Below are 18,361 nucleotides of genomic sequence, written 5' to 3'. Positions count from 1 at the left end.
AAAATAAAACAAAGCAAAATAATGAAATCAAAAATTTTAACTCTAACTGCCGTAACGATGCTTTTAGTTTCGTGCGGTACTAAGAAAGCACCAACAGCTTCAACACCCCCAGTTGCTCCAGCAGTAACTGAAACAGTAAAAGCCACAGAATTAACTCCAGAATTGGCAGCAGGCAAAAACTTGTATGAAAATAGTTGTGCAAGATGTCATAAATTATATGAACCAAAGAAATTCTCTCAAGAAGAATGGAAGCCAATTTTGACAAGAATGCAGAAAAAAGCACATTTAGATGACACTCAAATGGCATCAATTTCAAATTATATTACTTCTCAATTATAAGAAGTTTAGAAAGCAGATTTAAATGAAACTATTCAATAATTATATTTGAATAGTTTTTTTTTATGTTTAAAGAAGATATAAAAAAAAACACCTTCACAAAATGAGGTGTTTAAAAAATTAAGAATGATATACAGCCGAATTATCTACAGCAATTACTTTTAAAGTTTTGATTCCTGCTGGTAATTCCCAATCTACTTCGTCATTTTCTTTAAAACCAATAATAGCAACACTTAAAGGTGCTAGAATTGAAATTTTAGATTGTTTTAAATCTGCATATGAAGGTAAAACGATTTGAATTTTCATTTGTTTTTTTGCGTTTACATCTTCAATTGTTACAAAAGAATTAATCCTGATAACTGAACTGTCTAAATCGCTTTCCTTGCTAATGACAGCACGATCTAATTCTTGCGAAAGCTGATTTGCTTCTTTTGCATTTGTTGAATTTTTGCTTTTTAATATCAATTCTCTTAAAAATTGATAATCTGTTTTACAGAAAGTTGGTATTGGTTTCATATCTATTTGTATTTATTAATATTGAATATTTTTTTCCTAATTTATATGAATGACATTGGCAACTGTCTCTATTTAAAAATAGAATGTCAGTTGGAAAATAAGGATGAGTAAGGATAATATTTATTCGAAAGCAACAGCTCCAAATAAAATAAAAATAAAAATTAAAATGTGGTATAAATCCTCCGCCTTAAGAAGATATTGAAACAGACGGAGGCCTAATTAATAAAGGCCTTGCTATGTGATATAAAGACACCAATAATTGGTTTTCTTTTTAAAGAAAACAACAGGATATAAACTGTAATTATTGTTATAGTGCTCACAATGAGAATTGATTATTGAAATACAAAGGTAGGAAAATTTTTCTAAAATATAGAAAACCTTATTTCCATTTGATACTACAGCCAATACTTGGTTTCTGAATTTCATTTAGAGTTCGGTTGTAAATTAAGGCGTCAATGGCGCTTCTTAAATCACTTCCGCTTAACGGAATTCCGTTTCCAGGTCTAGAATCGTCTAATTGACCTCGGTAAAACAATCGATTCTGATTATCAAATAAATAAAAATCTGGCGTGCAGGCAGCATCATAAGCTTTAGCAACTTCTTGATTTTCATCGAATAAATACGGGAAATCTATTTTATTCTGAAATGCAAATTCTGTCATTAATTCTGGTGAATCCTGTGGAAATTTTTCGATATCATTACTCGAAATGGCAACAACCCCAAGTCCTTGTACGCGATAATCATTGGCAATCATAACAATTTCTTTGATTACGTGAAGTACAAAAGGGCAATGATTGCACATAAAAATGACAAGCGTACCTTTTGCTCCTTTTAAATCTTCAAATGAAAAAGCATTATTAGAATTGGTATCCTGAAGCTTAAAGTTTGGAGCAAGAGTTCCAAGTGGAACCATATTTGAAGGAGTTCGTGCCATTTTTAAAGAATTATTTACTCAAAAATAACTTTTAAATTCTGGAAAAAGAACAGCACAAGCAGAAAAAAAAATATCCAAAGAGAATTTTACTCGAAATTATTAAACTCTTTGGATATGTATATTAAATTTATGAATTCAAGAACTCAAGTAAATCTTGATTTAATTTGTCTTTTTCAGTGTAAAATAGCCCGTGTGGTGCACCTTCATAAACAAGGAAAGTATTGTTTGCTATAGCAGCAGCAGTTTTTTCTGAACTTAATTCAATCGGAACGTTTTTATCATCATCTCCATGAATTATTAAAGTTGGAACTTTAATAGTATGAAGCTCATCTCTAAAATCAGTATTCGTTAAAGCTTCTGAACATTTTAGCGTAGCTCTAGGCGATGCAAATGAACATAACATTCTGTAATATTCTAACAAAGGCGTACTTAAGGGTTTGTTTATAATATTAACTCCAAAAAAGGTTTTGCCAAAATTTTCTAGAAATCCTATTCTGTCTTCATTAATTGCAGCCGCAGTTGCTTCTCCTTTTTCTTTCGGACGTCCTTCTGGATTATCTTCAGTTTTTAAAAGAAAAGGGATGATTGATGAAATTAATGCTGCTTTTGTAACGCCTTTTCCGCCATGACGACTGAAATAGCGTACTACTTCACCGCCTCCCATAGAAAAACCTACAAGAGTTGCATTCTCTAATTGCAGCTGTTCAATGATTTCACTTAAATCATCACTTAGTGTATCGTAATCATAACCGTTCCAAGGCTGAGATGATTTTCCAAAACCACGTCGGTCATAAGCAATTACTCTATAATTATTTTGTACTAAAAAGTCTATTTGATATTCCCACATCTCGTTAGATAATGGCCACCCGTGAATTAAAATTACAGGTTTTCCTTTTCCGTAATCTCTTACGTAGAGTTTTACGTTTTTTGCAGTTTCTATATATTTATCAGTATTTTGCTCTTGAACATCAAAATCTGAATCTCTCAAAGATTGGGCTGTATTAATAAGACTATTTTCCATTTTACATTTTTTTATTTAGAATGTGTAGTGTATGTAAAATTAGAAGCAGTACTAAAAAAATCAGTTATAGAATTAGTATTTATAATTACAAAATTAATAGGTTTGTAAATAACCTATTTTCAAAACTAATGGATTTAACTTGGAATGAATTTGAAAGAACCGACATGCGTGTAGGAACTATTATAGAGGTAAATGATTTTCCCGAAGCCAGAAAACCATCCTATCAGCTCACAATTGATTTTGGGGCTGAAATAGGAATAAGAAAATCATCGGCTCAGATTACCAAACGTTATCAAAAAGAAGATTTGTTAAACAGGCAAATCGTATCAGTTGTAAATTTTCCTAAAAAACAAATAGGAAAATTTATGAGCGAATGCCTCGTTTTAGGTGCTGTAGGTGAGGAGGGAGATGTTATTTTATTGGCGCCTGATTTTAAGATTCCGAATGGACTTCGTATAGGTTAGTTTACGGTCTCAGTTTGCAGTTTACAGTTTCAGTATCAACAGAAGACTGAGACTGTAAACTGAGATTGAATACTACTTTACTTTATCAATCAAATGCTGTAAAATCACTTGTCCTTCTTCCCAGTATTTTAAGTCAGAGTCAGAGTTGATGTGGCCTTTTTTTCCGACGTTTACAAAATCACTTCCCCATTTTTCGGCAAAATACTGTTTTCTTTCAAATGAAGCATAGGGATCATTTTCGCTTGCCACAAGTATCGACGGAAATGGTAATTTATAAATAGGCATTGGTGCAAAATTGCGTATAATTTCTGGAGTATGCTGAGGTGAATCTACATCAGCTGGAGCCACTAGTAAAGCGCCAATAATATTTTTGTTATGGTTTGACTCGGCCCAATGCAAAACTAATGAGACAGCTAAACTGTGTGCTATTAAAATAGTAGGCTTGTCTAGTTTAGCAATTTCTTCATTTAATCTTTCAAGCCATTCTTCGCGAATAGGTTCATCCCAATTGTCTTGAACTAAACGAATTGAGTTTTCGAATTTTTTATGCCAAAAGGTTTGCCAGTGTTTCTCACCAGAATTTCCTAAGCCGGGTAAAATGAATAGTTGAATTTCCATTGCCGTGGAGTTTATGTTTATTTTTTAGATTGTTTCTCTTTTAAAATTCGGTTTACTTCGTTTACAAGCAACGGAAAACCTGGTTCAGTCATGCCGTGGCCATATCCGTCTAATTCATATAGTTTAGTTTGTTTGTGGCCAACTAATTTCATCATTCTTGCCATATATGCGTTTTCTTCATAACGGCCCAGCATTTCTAATTCGCGGTCGCCCGTAATTAATAAAAGAGGGGGAGCATCTGCGCGAACGTAAAATAAAGGTGAAAATTCATCTATTGTTGGCTGTGTATCAGGGATTCCTCTTTCTTTTCTGATTTCAAAATGCGTAATACATTGACCGCTGAACGGAATAAGTCCTGCAATTTTATTCGCATCAATTCCTTCTTTCTGAAGGTATTTTTTGTCCAGACCAATCATCAAACCTAAATAGCCTCCCGCAGAATGTCCTGAGACAAAAATTTGAGAAGTATCGCCCCCGTAATTTGAAATAGTATTAAAAACCCAAGCAACGGCTGCAGCAGCATCATCTATAGCTTTTGCAGTTTTTACTTTTGGTGATAGTCTGTAATTTACACCAATAATGGCAAAACCTTTGTCTTTTAATGCCTCTGGAATTTCTTTGCTTCCGCCGGTTAATCCACCGCCGTGAAACCAAACAATTGTTGCAAAACCTTTTGTGTTTTTTGGATAATAAATATCTAAAACACATCTTTCGTTTATATAACTGTCAGATTTGTTTGTTGCTGCGTTATAATATTGAATGTTTGATTTTGTTTCGTATTCTAATTTCTGCGAAAATGAATTCATGCAGATAAAAAAGAAACAAAGTAAAAGAATTAATTTTTTCATTTTTAGTTTGTTAGAAGTTTTAGGTAAGATGTTAAATGTGAAAAAGAAGCATCTTAAATTCTTTTGTTTCGTTTCACACTTTACAAATAACATTTCACAATGAAATAAATATATAAAAAAAGTCCAAAATGCTGGACATATTGGACTCGTACTTTTCAAAAAGTTATTTGGGACTAAATATCGTCAAAATCAATATCAGTAAAACTAGATCTTTGTCCTTCAGGTTTATCAGAACCGTATTCTTTTTTAAAATCTTTTTGGTGTCTTTCAGAGATTACTTCTTCGCCTTTGTGGTTCAAGACGTATGAAGTCATTTCTTCTAGTATTTCAGCAAAAGCACTAAAATCTTCTTTATACAAGTAAATTTTGTGTTTTTTAAAATGAAAAGAACCATCTTCTTCAGTAAATTTTTTGCTTTCTGTAATAGTGATATAATAATCGTCAGCTTTAGTAGCTCTCACATCAAAGAAATAAGTTCTTCTTCCTGCTCGTAATACTTTAGAAAAAATTTCTTCTTTTTCTAACATGTCATTTTCTCTCATAATACGTTCTATCATTTTTGGAATTAATAGTACTCAAAAATCATAAAAAATAATCTATTACGCAACATTTAAAGTAATTCTTTTTCCGAAAGTTGTTTTAAATATAACGATGAATAATAACCGTCCTGATTTATTAATTGATTATGAGAACCTTGTTGAATGATTTTGCCATCTTCTAGAATGATTATTTTGTCTGCATTCTTAGCAGAAGACACTCGATGACTTACAATAATGGTTGTTTTGTCTTTGCAGATTTCAAACAAATTATTCAAAATTGTTTCTTCTGTTTCAGTATCAACTGCAGAGAGACAATCGTCAAAAAGTAAGATGGCAGGATTTTTAATAATCGCTCTCGCAATAGACACACGCTGCTTTTGTCCGCCCGAAAGGGTAATTCCTCTTTCGCCTAAAATTGTGTCGTATTGTTTGTTGAAAGCAATAATATTATCATGAACCACAGCATTTTTAGCCGCTTCGATTACTTCTTCATCAGAAGCATTTTGATTGCCAAATTTGATGTTGTTTTTAATAGTGTCTGAGAATAAAAAAGCATCTTGAGGTACAATTCCGATGTTGTTTCTTAAATCATTTAAATTTAAAGTACTTATTTCATTTTGGTCAATCGCGATTCTTCCATCAGTAACATCATATAATCGCGAAATTAAAGATAAAATAGTCGATTTTCCAGAACCTGTCTTTCCTAAAATGGCGAGTGTCTCTCCTTTTTTAACTGTAAAAGTCACATTTTTTAAAGCTTCAATATTAGTATCTTCATAAGTGTAGCTTACATTTTCAAAAGCAATTGAGCCTTGAATATCGGATGAACCGTGATTGTTGTTTTTAATTTCTGGTTCGATTTTTAAAAATTCATTCAATCGTTTTTGCGAAGCTTCTGCTTCCTGTACCATTGATGAAACCCAGCCTAGCGAAGCGACCGGCCAAGTCAGCATGTTTACATATAAAATGAATTCGGCAATCGTACCAATATTCGGAATTGTTCCATTAATATACATAACGCCTCCAAAATAAATTACAACCAAATTACTGATTCCGATAAGCGCAATCATCAAAGGACCAAATAATGATTGTACTTTGGCTAAATCTAAACTTTTCTTTTTGCTTTCATCAGCAAGAGCCACCATATTATTCTGATGCTGATTTTCTAATGAATAGGCTTTTATAACGCGAATTCCTGAAAATATTTCCTGAGAGAAACTTGAAACCTTGGATAAATATTGTTGAAAAGTTGTGCTTCGCTTATTAATTTCTGAACTCAATTTAAAAATACAATAGGATAAAATTGGTAAAGGCAAAATTGTATATAATGTAAGCAAAGGCGAAACGCTATACATATATATAATAACGATAGCAAAACGAATAAACGTGTTTATAGTATACATTACGGCCGGACCTACATACATACGAACTTTTGAAACATCTTCGCTGATTCTGTTCATTAAATCTCCAGTACGGTTTTGTTTGTAAAAGTTCTGTGAAAGGTTTTCATATTGTTTAAAAACCTCATTTTTTAAGTCAAACTCAATATGACGTGACATGACGATTAAAGTCTGGCGCATTAAAAAAGTTAGAAACCCGGCTACAATTGTAGTTGCTATGATTAGCAGTACGTTATGAATTAAACCTTGACGATAAGAATCGATTATAACTTGAGAAGTTTGTTGTCCTTCAGGAAGTTTATCAAACTTTTCGATAGCGTTTAATGACTTGCTGATAAGCTTAGGAGTAAATAAAGAGAATATTTGTGCGATTATGGTTATTAAAATTCCTAAGGAGAAACTGTATTTATATTTAATGAAATATTTGTTTAAATAGCTTAATTCTTTCATTTTTTTAAGAGATTCAATATTGACTTGATTGAATTTTATGAATTATTCTTAATTAAAAGTATAATAAAATGTAATTTAATCAAAACAATTATATTGTAAAATTGTTATTTTAAAGATAAAAAAATAGCACATATGTATTTTTTGTTTAAGTTTGAGATGTCTTTTTGACAAATTCATAATTTACAACTAATAAATACTATCACTATGGATGCAACTTTCGCAACTGGAAAGGAACTTCAAAAAATGGACCCTGTTTTTGGTCAATTATCTTTTGACGATCACGAACAAATTGTTTTTTGCAATGACAAAGATACGGGTTTAAAAGCAATTATTGGTATTCATAATTCGGTTATGGGTCCAGCTTTAGGAGGAACTAGAATGTGGAATTATAATACGGAATGGGAAGCGTTAAACGACGTTTTGCGTCTTTCTAGAGGTATGACATATAAATCTGCTATTACTGGTTTAAATATTGGTGGTGGTAAAGCAGTAATTATTGGTGATGCAAAAACGCAAAAAACACCAGAATTGATGCGTAAGTTTGGTGAATTTGTTCACTCTTTAAGCGGAAGATACATCACTGCTGAAGATGTTGGAATGGAAACAAAAGATATGGATACTGTAAGAGATGTTACGCCTTATGTAACGGGTATCTCAGAAGAAAGAGGCGGCTCTGGAAATCCTTCTCCTGTAACTGCTTACGGTGTGTATTTAGGAATGAAAGCGGCTGCAAAAAGCCAGTTTGGTTCTGATGTTCTAGATGGTAAAAAAGTTTTGGTTCAGGGAATTGGCCACGTTGGTGAAGCTTTGGTTGAATATTTAACTAAAGAAGGAGCAAAGGTTACTATTGCTGACATCAACGAAGAAAAATTATATGAAGTTGCTCAAAAATACAACGCAACAATTTATACAGGTGAAGATTTGTATAGTGCGGATGTTGATATTTATGCACCATGCGCAATGGGAGCAACAATCAATGATAATACAGTTAATAAAATTAAAGCTAAGGTTATTGCTGGTGCTGCCAACAATCAATTAGCGGATGAAAACATTCACGGTGCAAGATTGCAGGAAAGAAGTATTTTGTATGCTCCAGATTTCTTGATCAATGCTGGTGGAATCATTAATGTGTATGCTGAATTAGAGCACTACGGAAAAGCTGAAATCATGAGTAAGACCGAAAATATCTATAACACAACTTTAGAAATTATCGATTACGCTGTGAAAAACGGAATGACAACACATAAAGCTGCGCTTACAATTGCTCAAAATCGTATTGATGCGAGAAGAATTGAAAACGCTGCTAAGAAATAATTTTTTTTAGTTTACAGTCTCAGTCTCAGTTTTCAGGTAAACTGAAAACTGAGACTTTTTTATTTATTGAGTTAAAACTAAAAATGGTGGCTGAAAACTGCGACTTTTTTACGATTTAATTTTATTTTAAGGATTGAAATTCCTAATTTTGCAGACTAATTTTTAAATGTTCTTACAAGGTGGTAAATAGAAGACACATACGCGTTAAAGTAATGCAATCCATTTATGCAATGCATCAAAGCGGTTCTGATAATATGGAAAAAGAAGAGAAATTTCTTTTTTACAGTATTGATAATATTCAGGATTTATATCTTATAATGCTTTCTTCATTGATTGAAATCTGCAAAAAAGAATCTGTTTTTTTACATCTTTCAAGCAAAAAACATCTTGCAACTGCTGCAGAACGTAATCCGAATGAAAAATTTATCAAAAACAAAATTTTTCAACTTCTTGCCGAAAGCAATTCCCTTAGTATCGCTCTAGAAAATCGTAAAATCAATAACTGGTCATTAAATGATGATTATATTTTATTGCTTTTAAATGATATCAAGTCAAGCGAATTGTATGCAAAATACATGACAACTTCCACTAATACTTTTGAAGAAGACAGACAATTTATAATTGATTTGTTCGCGGAAGTAATTGTTCCAAACGAAAAATTATATGAGTATTTAGAAGATGATAAATTGACTTGGGTTGATGATATTCCGGTTGTAAATACACATATTGTTAAGCAATTAAAAGCAATAAAAACTGAAGATCCAGACGATTTTAGAGTGCCAAAATTGTACAAAGATGTTGAAGATAAAGATTTCGCTAAAGATTTGTTCAGAAGAACAGTTTTAAACGAATCAATCTTGGCAAAAGAATACGATGATAAAACGCCAAACTGGGACAGCGAAAGAATTGCTGAAATTGATACCATTATTTTGAAAATGGCTATTTGCGAATTTTTAAAATTCCCTTCTATTCCAGTAAAAGTAACATTAAACGAATATTTAGAAATTGCTAAAGAATATTCTACGCCAAAAAGCAGTATTTTTATCAACGGTATTTTAGATAACCTTGTGAAGGAACTTACAGCCAATAAAAAGATGGTTAAAGTAGGAAGAGGTTTGATGTAATATTTTAAAAAGCCAAAAACAAATTTAATAACAAAAATAAAAACTGAATATTATGCAAGATTTAATGAAATTTGCTCCTTATTTACTAATGTTTGTAGTGTTGTATTTCTTCATGATCAGACCACAACAAAAAAGAGCAAAAAACGAGAAAGAATTTGAAAGCGGCCTAAAAGTAGGTGATAAAATAATCACTAAAAGTGGTTTTCATGGTAAAATCGTTGAACTTGCTGAAACAAGTGCAATCATCGAAACAATGTCTGGGAAATTAAAAATCGAGCGTTCAGCAATTTCAATGGAAATGAGTGCTGCTTTGAAAAAGGCTTAATTTTAGAAATTCCAATAAAATTTAAAATCCCAAATTCTAATTTAGAATTTGGGATTTTTTTATTAATCTTGTTGTAATGATTTAGGAAATATTCATAAAGTACTAAACCAATCTTGTCATCCTGAGAAACGAAGGATCACACAAGGAATTCCTCAAAGATTGTCGAAAAACGTTGTCGAGCTTCTAGTGTGATCCTTCGTTCCTCAGTATGATAAAAAATACGTAAAAAAAATTTGTTGTTAATGTTTGTCCGCTCGATGTGACAGATGATTGCTAGACTTCAATAAAACTATCTGTATTTATCATTCAGACCAATATTTGCTAATATCATCGGAATCACTTTCTCGATTCTTGCTAATTTGGTTTTCTCCTGTTTGGCACTTTCAATATATTCTAAAAACTCATATTGTTTGTAAGCGCTGAATTTTTGAAAAGCTTCTGCTAAAGCTGGATTTTTAGTCATTTCATTTTCAAGAAGTTCAGAAACTATTGCTTCTTTTTTTGCAGGTTTTATGATTTTTCCCTGTTTTTCGTTTTCGATTGCTTCCGCTATATATTCTAAAACGTCTTTTTCATTAACCTCTTCTTTAGATGTAAATCGCCACTGGCGTAAAGATTTTGTTTTGTCTTCCTGAGCATTAATGAGCTTCTTTTTTTCGTCTTTCAGAAAAACTCCGTTAAAAAACCAAATGGTAAAATAATCTTTAAATCCTCCAATTCCAATCACATTTTTCTTGTTGTAAACATACACAGGACCGCCCCATTTTATGGTTTCAACAAGTTCAGTTTTGTCAATAATTGCTTTCAGGTAAAGAAGTTCTTCTTCCCATTGATTGACTTTATTCCAAACGTGTTTTTTCTCAGAAGTCGGTTCCAATTATTTTTTTCTTTTAGGTTTTTCACTAGCATCAAAAATGCCTGGAATTGCGGTCAATTCGGCAATTTTTACAATAACATCGGTTGCTTTTTGAATACTTTCTGCAGGAACATATTCGTATTTTCCATGAAAGTTATGACCACCAGCAAAAATATTCGGGCAAGGCAATCCCATAAAGGATAATTGTGAGCCGTCAGTACCGCCACGAATAGGTTTGATAATAGGTTTAATGTTTAACTCACGCATTGCTTTTTCAGCAATATCTACAATATGTTTTACAGGAAGCACTTTTTCTTTCATGTTGTAATACTGATCTTTAACTTCAGTAATTACAATATCTTCGCCAAATTGTTTGGCATATTTTTTATTGATTTTTTTAGCAATTTTTTCAATTAGATCTTTCCTTTTTTCGAATTTAATCTTATTGTGATCACGAATAATCAATTCTACAACTGTTTCTTCGATGCTTCCCGTCAAATGGTGAACGTGGAAAAATCCTTCATAGCCTTTTGTTTCCTGAGGCGTTTCTCCTTTTGGAAGCTCGTTGATAAAATCATTAGCAATCAATAATGAATTGATCATTTTTCCTTTGGCATAACCCGGATGAACGCTTTTTCCTTTGAATGTGATTTTAGCTCCAGCGGCGTTAAAATTTTCATATTCTAATTCGCCAATCTGGCTTCCATCCATTGTGTAAGCCCATTGTGCACCAAATTTTTCAACATCAAAATGATGTGCTCCTCGTCCAATTTCTTCATCAGGAGTAAAACCTATTCTGATTTTCCCGTGTTTGATTTCAGGATGCTGAATTAGATATTCCATTGCTGAAACAATTTCTGTAATTCCCGCTTTATCATCGGCACCTAATAAAGTTGTTCCGTCTGTTGTAATAATGGTTTGTCCTTTGTATTGCAGTAAATCTTTAAAATAATTTGGAGATAAAATAATGTTTTTATCAGCATTTAAAATAATATCTTTTCCGTCATAATTCTCAATAATTTGAGGCTTTACATTTGCTCCTGAAAAATCTGGAGACGTATCAAAATGTGAAACAAAGCCAATTACAGGAACTTCATGATCAACATTACTTGGCAAAGTCGCCATGATATAAGCCTTGTCGTCTATAGTAACATCTTCTAAACCAATTATTTTTAGCTCTTCAACTAATTTATTGGCAAGATTCCATTGTTTTTCAGTACTTGGTGTAGTTTTAGAATTTGGGTCTGACTCAGTATCAATTGTTACATAACTGATAAATCGATCTATAATATGTTGCATTTTTTATTTTTTAGGCAAATATAAACAAATATCCAGGCGTTTTTAAGCTTCAAATTATAGAATAGTTTATTGCACGCATCTAAAACCAATATGATTCGCAGGCGACTTATAATCTCCTTTTCCTCTTGTGCCTACCATATAACGGGTACAATATTGATCTGTACATAAGAATGATCCGCCCCGCTGTACTTTTTTAGGAAGATTGGGTTCACCCGGATCGTATGAAGATTCTGGGCCTTTAGGATTTTTTACAACCTCACCATTTTGGCTTGAAACAGTGTAATAATCAGCAGTGTACCAGTCATTTGTCCATTCCCAAACATTTCCCCCAATATCATAAAGACCATAACCATTTGGTGCAAATTGCGCTGTTGGTGCAATTCCGATATAACCGTCCTCACCAGTATCTCCTTTTTCAATCGGAAAATGGCCTTGATAAATATTAGCTTGAAATTTTCCTTTAGGTTTTAAAGTATTTCCCCACGCGTACAGTTCTCCAGTTTTTCCGCCTCGAGCTGCAAATTCCCATTCTGCTTCTGTCGGCAGTCTTTTTCCGGCCCATTTAGCGTAAGCCACTGCATCATCATAAGACACCTGGACTACAGGATAATTGCCTCTGCCTTTTATAGAACTTCCAGCCCCTTCAGGATGTCTCCAGTCGGCACCTTTTACATAAGTCCACCATTGCATATAATTATTCAGATCTACTTTTGCAGGAGTAGGAGTAAAAACGGCTGATCCGGCTACTAAATTTTCTAAAGGTGCATCAGGATATTCTTCATGTGTAGGTGCTTTTTCAGCTAATGTTACATAGCCTGTTGCTTTAACAAAAGCTTCAAACTGATCGTTTGTAACTTCTGTTTTATCCATATAGTAGCCATCTACATAGACCCTATGTATTGGTGCTGCATCTTTTGTAACGCCTTTTATGCTGCATAAACTTTCATCTTCCACATTACTTCCCATTGAGAATTCGCCGCCAGGAATCCAAACCATTCCCTTTGGTGCTTTTCCGGCAGGAGTGTTTTTATTTTCGATTGTAGGTTTAAACAAAGAAGATCCTGAAGTATTTGGAGTTTCTGCACAATCCATTGCTGCTAACTTTTGTTTAGGAACAATAAGTTTAGTATAACTGTAAGCAATAGTTATAATGGAGATTGTAAGTATTGCAAAAATCCAATAAGTTTTAGTTTTCATTGTAGATTTATTTTATAGAGTAGTGGTTGTCAATTAATAAGATAAAATTAAAAAAAATAACCTTATCAAACTCTATTTATTTGATAAGGTTACTATTGTTTTATTTATCTTCCTCTACGAGAACAACTTCATATTTAGATTTACCATCAACTTGAATCGGCTGGTAGTAGGTTTCACCAAATTTTACGTATTTGACATCTCCAATAGTTACTTCTTTACCTCCTTCGGGTAAATTTTCTACAATAGTTCCTGCTGTTGGAGGAACGACTTTGTAGGAGCTTCCGTCTTTTTCGTAATAGGTGCCTCCATAATAATAATTATTGACGGTTCCAGTATTGACCGTTTCAGCCCCGCTCGGAATATTATTGACTGTTCCTCCAACTGGTGCGGGTACAGCTGTATAACCTCCATTTGATGGAGCATACCAAACGCCTTGATCATAATGATATTGTGTGCTTTCTACGCTAACTACAATTGCTGTAACGGCTAAAGTAGCAACAAAAAATCCCCAAGGATGCCAAACTGGTCCCCAATAATAAGGATGGTAAGGATGAAAATAGTAAGGATGAAATGTATTATATCGATAACCGCCATATCTATAAGGAGGACGTGTGTATATTACAGTGTTTCTTCTGACTACCGTATTATGATTGTTATTAATAGTAATGTCTCGGCTTCTGTCAACATTAATGTTATTTCTATTAACAGTATTGCCACTAATATTAGTGTTTCTATTACCGGTGTTGTTTCTGTTTACATTATTTGAGTTTCTGTTGTTATTTGCAATTTTAGAGTTAGAGCCTGTAGAGGGTCTACTAATTTGGGTTCCAGATCCATTTGATCCAGGTCTATTTGCTGTAGTTGGTCTGTTAATACCTGAACTGCCAGACGGTCTGCTTACAGCAGGTCTTGATACTGCGCCTCCGCCTCTACGTGCACCTCCGCCTCCGCCTCGATGTTGTGCTATACTATCAATTGAAATCAAAAAAAATGATCCCACAAAGCATATAAGTGCTGTTTTTCTAAGAGTTTTTTTTATGTTTTTCATTTTCAGTGTTTTATGTTCATTAAAATTATTAAAAAAAATTAATAATGCTTTATAAAAATCCAAAATCATTTCATACTAAATGATAAAAATTCTATTATAATTGTTGCAAATACAATACCATTTTGTTTTTAATAATTTGATTTTTAATTGTTTATCTATAATGAAATATCCCACTGTATTCTAAAACGCCATCCTTGAGCAAGTGGCAGCGTTTTATCCTGATAATCAAAATAGCTTACTTCTGAAGTGAGTTTGTTTTTGTGGCCTTTAAAGAACCAGTTAAAGGCTAAAGTACTCTCGTTTTGCAGATTATCTCTTATGTCATTATTCGGTCTATAAGTAGCAAATCTTCCGGCCATTTCTAAATGTTTGGGCCACCAGTTAAAGGTATTGTGAAAAAAATAACCAGCTTGAGCATAATATCCTTTTAAGGTGGTAGTCTTATCGTTATCCAGTTTATCAATGATGTATTTGGTATGCCATTCGCTTTGCCACGAAAAGCCACGGTACATAAAAGCAGTTTCAAAATTCCACTGATTAACGCGATATTGACCAGGTGAACCATTTTCATAACCTTCCAGCGAACCTCCCCCAGATTGCGAAAATCGAGTATACGGACTTCGGTTTGTCAGTGCCGAAAAGGCAATAATTGGAGTTGGTTTTTCGTGAAATTCTATATCGCTCCCTTCAAAGTCAAGAAATCTTCCTAAAAAATTCCATTGTACTCTTCCAAAATACATTAGGTTATTGTCGTCATTTGCGGTATTTCCTCTTCCGGTTCCCGTTAAGGCGGCAGCCCAATAATTAAAATCAGTAATACCACTTCCTTTAAGATGACCGTATATTTCAACGCCCATTTGTCTGTCTGCCGTAAAAGGGCGATTAATTAAAGATCGATCTACGGTTTGCTGTTCACCGCTGCTGATAAAACGTTCACGGGTAAATTCGACTTTCCATTGGCCGGCTTTAAAACTTAACCATTCCCATTTTTCGACCATAATTCTAAAATCAAGCAAATTAGATTGACTGAGTTCATATTCCCAATAATATTTCAGCCAAGGTTCAAATGCGTGGCCGCCTACTTTTAGTCGCGCGCGATTTATTTTAAAAGTTGTTTTTTTATCCTGACTATAATCATCATACGTTAACGGATCTGTATCATTTGGCGTAGAAAATCGAAACTGCAATCGGCTTTGTAATTGAAAAAGAAATTTATTGTCTTTGGTTCTCAGTTCAATTCCCTTACTTCCATAACTGACATTGATTAATTTGGTTGTGTCTTTTTCCAGCTGTGTCCATCCATTTTGACTTAATAGCAATATTAAGACTGACAGAAGATTTTTTGAAATACGAATTAATATGCTAGTTTTATACATATTCTTACTTTAAATTTATTTTCTATTTCCTTCGTAATTTTTTTGCTTCAAAAGCAATTCACTATTTAAATCACACGCAATTGAAATAAATTTTTTCTTAAATATTTCAAAATTAGGTATAAATAGATTTTACAAGTCTTTGTAAAGGTTTGACTTTGTTTCATTTTATAATTTGCAACGTCTTATAATTTGTTTTTATAAAAACGAGTGTCTTTCAAGTATTATAATTAAATTTGCAACCGAAAAAACAACACAGCTTTCTTATGTATAAATTGATAATTCGTCCGATACTTTTTTGGTTTGATCCAGAAGAAGTACATTACTTTACTTTTTCATTTGTTAGATTCATTTCAAAAATTCCTGGCGTTTCCTCAATCATAAGATCTATTTATGATGTTAAAGATTCTCGATTAGAGAGAGAAGTTTTCGGAATTAAATTTAAAAATCCAGTTGGACTTGCGGCAGGATTTGATAAAGATGCCAAGCTGTACAAAGAACTTTCTGATTTTGGTTTTGGTTTTATCGAAATAGGAACCGTAACGCCTGTTGGTCAAGAAGGAAATCCTAAAAAACGTTTATTTCGTTTAAAAGAAGATAAGGCAATTATTAATCGAATGGGTTTTAATAATGGCGGCGTTCTGGAAGCTGTAGAACGTTTGAAGAAGAATTCAGGAATTTTGATTGGAGGAAATATTGGAAAAAACAAAGTGACTCCAAATGAAAATGCCGTAGACGATTATGTAATTTGTTTTGATGCGCTTTTCGATCATGTAGATTATTTTGTAGTAAATGTAAGCTCTCCAAATACACCAAATTTAAGAGCACTACAAGACAAAGAACCTTTGACAACTTTACTTCAAACATTGCAGAATAGAAATGTAGAAAAGCAAAAAACAAGTACTCAAAAAATAAAGCCGATTCTTTTAAAAATTGCTCCAGATCTTACAGACGAGCAATTATTAGATATTATTGATATTGTAAAAACAACTCAGATTGCAGGTGTAATCGCTACAAATACAACAATTTCAAGAGATGGTTTACAATCTCAAAACCAATCAGAAATGGGTGGATTATCTGGAAAACCATTAACAAAACGTTCTACAGAAGTAATTCGTTTTCTTTCGGAAAAAAGTAATCGAGCATTCCCAATTATTGGAGTAGGAGGAATTCATTCTGCAGATGATGCTATCGAAAAGCTAAACGCTGGTGCAAGTTTAGTACAATTGTATACAGGATTTATTTATGAAGGTCCAGCGTTGATTAAGGCAATAAATAAAAAAGTTTTAGGGCAATTGTAAAAGCAGTGCCTGAACAATTAATCCAACAACTATTGCGATTCCAAAACTGATTAAAGTACCAATCAAAACATATTCGGTCAGTTTTCGGTCTTTGGCTTCTTTTAAATCTCCAAATCTAAAAATAGATTTAGCAGCTAATAAAAATCCTATTGCTTCAAAATGCCCGGTCAAGATAAAACCGAATACGAATAAACGTTCTAATATGCCAATGTAGTTTCCTGCGCTGGCAAGCGAGTTGTCCTTGTGGCTATTTTCGTTTTCAGGACTCCAGATTGAAATTATGGTTTTAATAAAAATTGAAGTTGGTTTTGTAACCAATAAAATTCCAGTTGCTAAAATCCAAAATTCGTTATCTTGCCAAAAATAGATAATGCCTTTGTTTTGATAGATTAATACAATTCCAATTAAAATCAAAATATGTGCAATTTGATCTGCCACAAACCAAGTGCGTTTTGTTTTTTTCTTCTGAAAATTTAATTTGATTAGATCAATAATGCCATGCGTAACGGCAATTAAAATCGCATAGGGAATAAACTCGATTTCTCCAGCTAAAGCTGCAGCTAAAACACCATGCAATAAAATATGAAGATACAAGTAAATACTTTTGTGTTTTTTTGTTTCTTTATCAGCAACCCAAGAGTTGGGTTGCCAGATAAAATCTCCTAATAAATGAGCTAAAAGCAGTTTTATAAATAAAATCATGAGGCTGTAATTTGTTTTATTTGTGCTCTAAAATAACGATCTAAATTCATAACCAAATCAAACTGCGCGCGTTTTTGTCTGCGGCTCACTGCAGCCTGATTAATGCCTAATTTTTGTCCCAATTCTTCTTGCGATAAAGTTGGGTTTTCTATGGCAACAGCTACAAATTCTGCTGCTTGCACAAGCCAGCTGTCCATAAAAGTTAATGCCAGCTGGAGCATTAAGTTTATTTTTTCATCAATCCTATAGTCGCCAGTTCTCATTGCCAATGTTACTTTTTGTTTTTTTAAAGTTTCAAAAAGCTCTCCTGAATGTATAAAGGCTGTTCCATTGCTTTCAGATATTTTTTCGGCGCTGTGTGTTTTATCTCCAAACCCAATACTCATTCGGGCATCTAATTTTTTTGCTTTTAAATGCGCTTTTATTAAAATAGCAGACAACAATGCTTCTTGAGGATTTTTTATTTCGATTTGAAATTCATCACCTCTGTAAACTTCCCATTGACTAGGTGTTTCGCCAAACGGAGATAAGATTTTCTTTAAATCTTCTACCCAGTCTTTTGATTTTTGTTTTCTCGAATCGATGATATCACCAGTAATTACGCTTGTCATAGTTTCAAATATAATTAAAAATAAATTAAATTCTGATATTACAAATATACGTAATAAAATTAATTATTACGTTTTTTAGTAATAT

General features: G+C 32.9%; 20 protein-coding genes. 6 read left to right on the top strand and 14 right to left on the bottom strand.

Annotated features, from left to right (window positions below):
• The first annotated feature begins 21 nt into the window (after positions 1–21).
• Positions 22–339 carry a cytochrome c gene (locus IRZ83_RS04965; protein WP_194567190.1) on the top strand — a complete coding sequence of 106 codons (318 nt, stop codon included), beginning with the start codon at positions 22–24 and terminating at the stop codon, positions 337–339.
• Positions 340–456: 117 nt separating this feature from the next.
• Here the strand turns inward: IRZ83_RS04965 and IRZ83_RS04960 are convergent, their stop codons facing one another.
• The 3 genes from IRZ83_RS04960 to IRZ83_RS04950 form a co-directional block, all read right to left on the bottom strand.
• Positions 457–852, bottom strand: a complete 396-nt coding sequence (locus IRZ83_RS04960) for a GreA/GreB family elongation factor (RefSeq protein ID WP_194567189.1) — start codon at positions 850–852, stop codon at positions 457–459.
• A 379-nt stretch (positions 853–1,231) separates the two neighbouring features.
• Positions 1,232–1,786 carry a thioredoxin family protein gene (locus IRZ83_RS04955; protein ID WP_029268683.1) on the bottom strand — a complete coding sequence of 185 codons (555 nt, stop codon included), beginning with the start codon at positions 1,784–1,786 and terminating at the stop codon, positions 1,232–1,234.
• A gap of 127 nt (positions 1,787–1,913) precedes the next feature.
• The gene (locus IRZ83_RS04950; protein WP_029268684.1) at positions 1,914–2,807 is read right to left on the bottom strand and encodes an alpha/beta fold hydrolase; all 894 of its coding nucleotides are present in this window, start codon (positions 2,805–2,807) and stop codon (positions 1,914–1,916) included.
• A 128-nt stretch (positions 2,808–2,935) separates the two neighbouring features.
• Between IRZ83_RS04950 and IRZ83_RS04945 the strand changes: the two genes are divergently transcribed.
• A complete protein-coding gene (locus IRZ83_RS04945; RefSeq protein ID WP_194567188.1) occupies positions 2,936–3,271 on the top strand; it encodes a tRNA-binding protein in 336 nt (111 codons plus the stop codon).
• A gap of 72 nt (positions 3,272–3,343) precedes the next feature.
• On the opposite strand, the gene IRZ83_RS04940 is transcribed toward IRZ83_RS04945, so the two are convergent.
• From IRZ83_RS04940 to IRZ83_RS04925, 4 genes are all read right to left on the bottom strand, one after another.
• Positions 3,344–3,889 carry an RBBP9/YdeN family alpha/beta hydrolase gene (locus IRZ83_RS04940; protein ID WP_194567187.1) on the bottom strand — a complete coding sequence of 182 codons (546 nt, stop codon included), beginning with the start codon at positions 3,887–3,889 and terminating at the stop codon, positions 3,344–3,346.
• Positions 3,890–3,906: 17 nt separating this feature from the next.
• A complete protein-coding gene (locus tag IRZ83_RS04935; protein WP_194567186.1) occupies positions 3,907–4,737 on the bottom strand; it encodes an alpha/beta hydrolase in 831 nt (276 codons plus the stop codon).
• A gap of 173 nt (positions 4,738–4,910) precedes the next feature.
• Positions 4,911–5,279, bottom strand: a complete 369-nt coding sequence (locus tag IRZ83_RS04930; protein ID WP_029268690.1) for a PUR family DNA/RNA-binding protein — start codon at positions 5,277–5,279, stop codon at positions 4,911–4,913.
• A gap of 68 nt (positions 5,280–5,347) precedes the next feature.
• Positions 5,348–7,126, bottom strand: coding sequence for an ABC transporter ATP-binding protein (locus tag IRZ83_RS04925; protein WP_194567185.1), 1,779 nt, complete (start codon positions 7,124–7,126; stop codon positions 5,348–5,350).
• A 204-nt stretch (positions 7,127–7,330) separates the two neighbouring features.
• Here IRZ83_RS04925 and IRZ83_RS04920 point away from each other — a divergent pair, with 204 nt between their 5' ends.
• From IRZ83_RS04920 to yajC, 3 genes are all read left to right on the top strand, one after another.
• Complete coding sequence (locus IRZ83_RS04920) at positions 7,331–8,440, top strand: Glu/Leu/Phe/Val family dehydrogenase (protein ID WP_194567183.1); 1,110 nt, start codon at positions 7,331–7,333, stop codon at positions 8,438–8,440.
• Positions 8,441–8,652: 212 nt separating this feature from the next.
• Positions 8,653–9,564: a transcription antitermination factor NusB gene (gene nusB, locus IRZ83_RS04915; protein ID WP_029268695.1), complete on the top strand. Its 912-nt coding sequence runs from the start codon at positions 8,653–8,655 to the stop codon at positions 9,562–9,564.
• A gap of 52 nt (positions 9,565–9,616) precedes the next feature.
• On the top strand, positions 9,617–9,889 hold the full coding sequence (gene yajC / locus IRZ83_RS04910; protein WP_026981843.1) for a preprotein translocase subunit YajC: 273 nt from the start codon (positions 9,617–9,619) through the stop codon (positions 9,887–9,889).
• A gap of 289 nt (positions 9,890–10,178) precedes the next feature.
• Here the strand turns inward: yajC and IRZ83_RS04905 are convergent, their stop codons facing one another.
• From IRZ83_RS04905 to IRZ83_RS04885, 5 genes are all read right to left on the bottom strand, one after another.
• Positions 10,179–10,766, bottom strand: a complete 588-nt coding sequence (locus tag IRZ83_RS04905; protein ID WP_194567181.1) for a YdeI/OmpD-associated family protein — start codon at positions 10,764–10,766, stop codon at positions 10,179–10,181.
• A complete protein-coding gene (gene pepT, locus IRZ83_RS04900) occupies positions 10,767–12,044 on the bottom strand; it encodes a peptidase T (protein WP_194567179.1) in 1,278 nt (425 codons plus the stop codon). It lies immediately after the preceding gene.
• Between the two features lie 66 nt (positions 12,045–12,110).
• The gene (locus IRZ83_RS04895; protein WP_194567177.1) at positions 12,111–13,241 is read right to left on the bottom strand and encodes a formylglycine-generating enzyme family protein; all 1,131 of its coding nucleotides are present in this window, start codon (positions 13,239–13,241) and stop codon (positions 12,111–12,113) included.
• Between the two features lie 100 nt (positions 13,242–13,341).
• A complete protein-coding gene (locus tag IRZ83_RS04890; protein ID WP_194567176.1) occupies positions 13,342–14,289 on the bottom strand; it encodes a DUF6515 family protein in 948 nt (315 codons plus the stop codon).
• Positions 14,290–14,444: 155 nt separating this feature from the next.
• Positions 14,445–15,665 carry an OprO/OprP family phosphate-selective porin gene (locus tag IRZ83_RS04885; protein ID WP_194567175.1) on the bottom strand — a complete coding sequence of 407 codons (1,221 nt, stop codon included), beginning with the start codon at positions 15,663–15,665 and terminating at the stop codon, positions 14,445–14,447.
• A 263-nt stretch (positions 15,666–15,928) separates the two neighbouring features.
• On the opposite strand from IRZ83_RS04885, the gene IRZ83_RS04880 reads away from it, so the two are divergent.
• Positions 15,929–16,963, top strand: a complete 1,035-nt coding sequence (locus IRZ83_RS04880; RefSeq protein WP_194567174.1) for a quinone-dependent dihydroorotate dehydrogenase — start codon at positions 15,929–15,931, stop codon at positions 16,961–16,963.
• Here the strand turns inward: IRZ83_RS04880 and IRZ83_RS04875 are convergent.
• Positions 16,949–17,665 (bottom strand): DUF3307 domain-containing protein, encoded by a 717-nt coding sequence (locus IRZ83_RS04875; RefSeq protein WP_194567173.1) that lies wholly within the window; start codon positions 17,663–17,665, stop codon positions 16,949–16,951. The two genes, IRZ83_RS04880 and IRZ83_RS04875, sit on opposite strands and share 15 nt — an antisense overlap.
• The gene (locus IRZ83_RS04870; RefSeq protein WP_194567172.1) at positions 17,662–18,276 is read right to left on the bottom strand and encodes a SatD family protein; all 615 of its coding nucleotides are present in this window, start codon (positions 18,274–18,276) and stop codon (positions 17,662–17,664) included. Before IRZ83_RS04870 ends, IRZ83_RS04875 begins: the two co-directional genes overlap by 4 nt.
• Positions 18,277–18,361 lie beyond the last annotated feature (85 nt).

This window comes from Flavobacterium sp. JLP (assembly GCF_015350755.1).
In the GTDB taxonomy this organism is placed as follows: domain Bacteria; phylum Bacteroidota; class Bacteroidia; order Flavobacteriales; family Flavobacteriaceae; genus Flavobacterium.
The sequence above is the reverse complement of the archived record's forward strand: the minus strand, read 5'-3'. Positions and strand labels throughout refer to the sequence as shown.

Bases quoted from the DNA above. Each gene is read 5' to 3' on its own strand.
- IRZ83_RS04965 (WP_194567190.1), top strand. From the start codon at position 22: ATGAAATCAAAAATTTTAACTCTAACTGCCGTAACGATGCTTTTAGTT.
- IRZ83_RS04960 (WP_194567189.1), bottom strand. From the start codon at position 852: ATGAAACCAATACCAACTTTCTGTAAAACAGATTATCAATTTTTAAGA.
- IRZ83_RS04955 (WP_029268683.1), bottom strand. From the start codon at position 1,786: ATGGCACGAACTCCTTCAAATATGGTTCCACTTGGAACTCTTGCTCCA.
- IRZ83_RS04950 (WP_029268684.1), bottom strand. From the start codon at position 2,807: ATGGAAAATAGTCTTATTAATACAGCCCAATCTTTGAGAGATTCAGAT.
- IRZ83_RS04945 (WP_194567188.1), top strand. From the start codon at position 2,936: ATGGATTTAACTTGGAATGAATTTGAAAGAACCGACATGCGTGTAGGA.
- IRZ83_RS04940 (WP_194567187.1), bottom strand. From the start codon at position 3,889: ATGGAAATTCAACTATTCATTTTACCCGGCTTAGGAAATTCTGGTGAG.
- IRZ83_RS04935 (WP_194567186.1), bottom strand. From the start codon at position 4,737: ATGAAAAAATTAATTCTTTTACTTTGTTTCTTTTTTATCTGCATGAAT.
- IRZ83_RS04930 (WP_029268690.1), bottom strand. From the start codon at position 5,279: ATGAGAGAAAATGACATGTTAGAAAAAGAAGAAATTTTTTCTAAAGTA.
- IRZ83_RS04925 (WP_194567185.1), bottom strand. From the start codon at position 7,126: ATGAAAGAATTAAGCTATTTAAACAAATATTTCATTAAATATAAATAC.
- IRZ83_RS04920 (WP_194567183.1), top strand. From the start codon at position 7,331: ATGGATGCAACTTTCGCAACTGGAAAGGAACTTCAAAAAATGGACCCT.
- nusB (WP_029268695.1), top strand. From the start codon at position 8,653: ATGCAATCCATTTATGCAATGCATCAAAGCGGTTCTGATAATATGGAA.
- yajC (WP_026981843.1), top strand. From the start codon at position 9,617: ATGCAAGATTTAATGAAATTTGCTCCTTATTTACTAATGTTTGTAGTG.
- pepT (WP_194567179.1), bottom strand. From the start codon at position 12,044: ATGCAACATATTATAGATCGATTTATCAGTTATGTAACAATTGATACT.
- IRZ83_RS04895 (WP_194567177.1), bottom strand. From the start codon at position 13,241: ATGAAAACTAAAACTTATTGGATTTTTGCAATACTTACAATCTCCATT.
- IRZ83_RS04890 (WP_194567176.1), bottom strand. From the start codon at position 14,289: ATGAAAAACATAAAAAAAACTCTTAGAAAAACAGCACTTATATGCTTT.
- IRZ83_RS04885 (WP_194567175.1), bottom strand. From the start codon at position 15,665: ATGTATAAAACTAGCATATTAATTCGTATTTCAAAAAATCTTCTGTCA.
- IRZ83_RS04880 (WP_194567174.1), top strand. From the start codon at position 15,929: ATGTATAAATTGATAATTCGTCCGATACTTTTTTGGTTTGATCCAGAA.
- IRZ83_RS04875 (WP_194567173.1), bottom strand. From the start codon at position 17,665: ATGATTTTATTTATAAAACTGCTTTTAGCTCATTTATTAGGAGATTTT.
- IRZ83_RS04870 (WP_194567172.1), bottom strand. From the start codon at position 18,276: ATGACAAGCGTAATTACTGGTGATATCATCGATTCGAGAAAACAAAAA.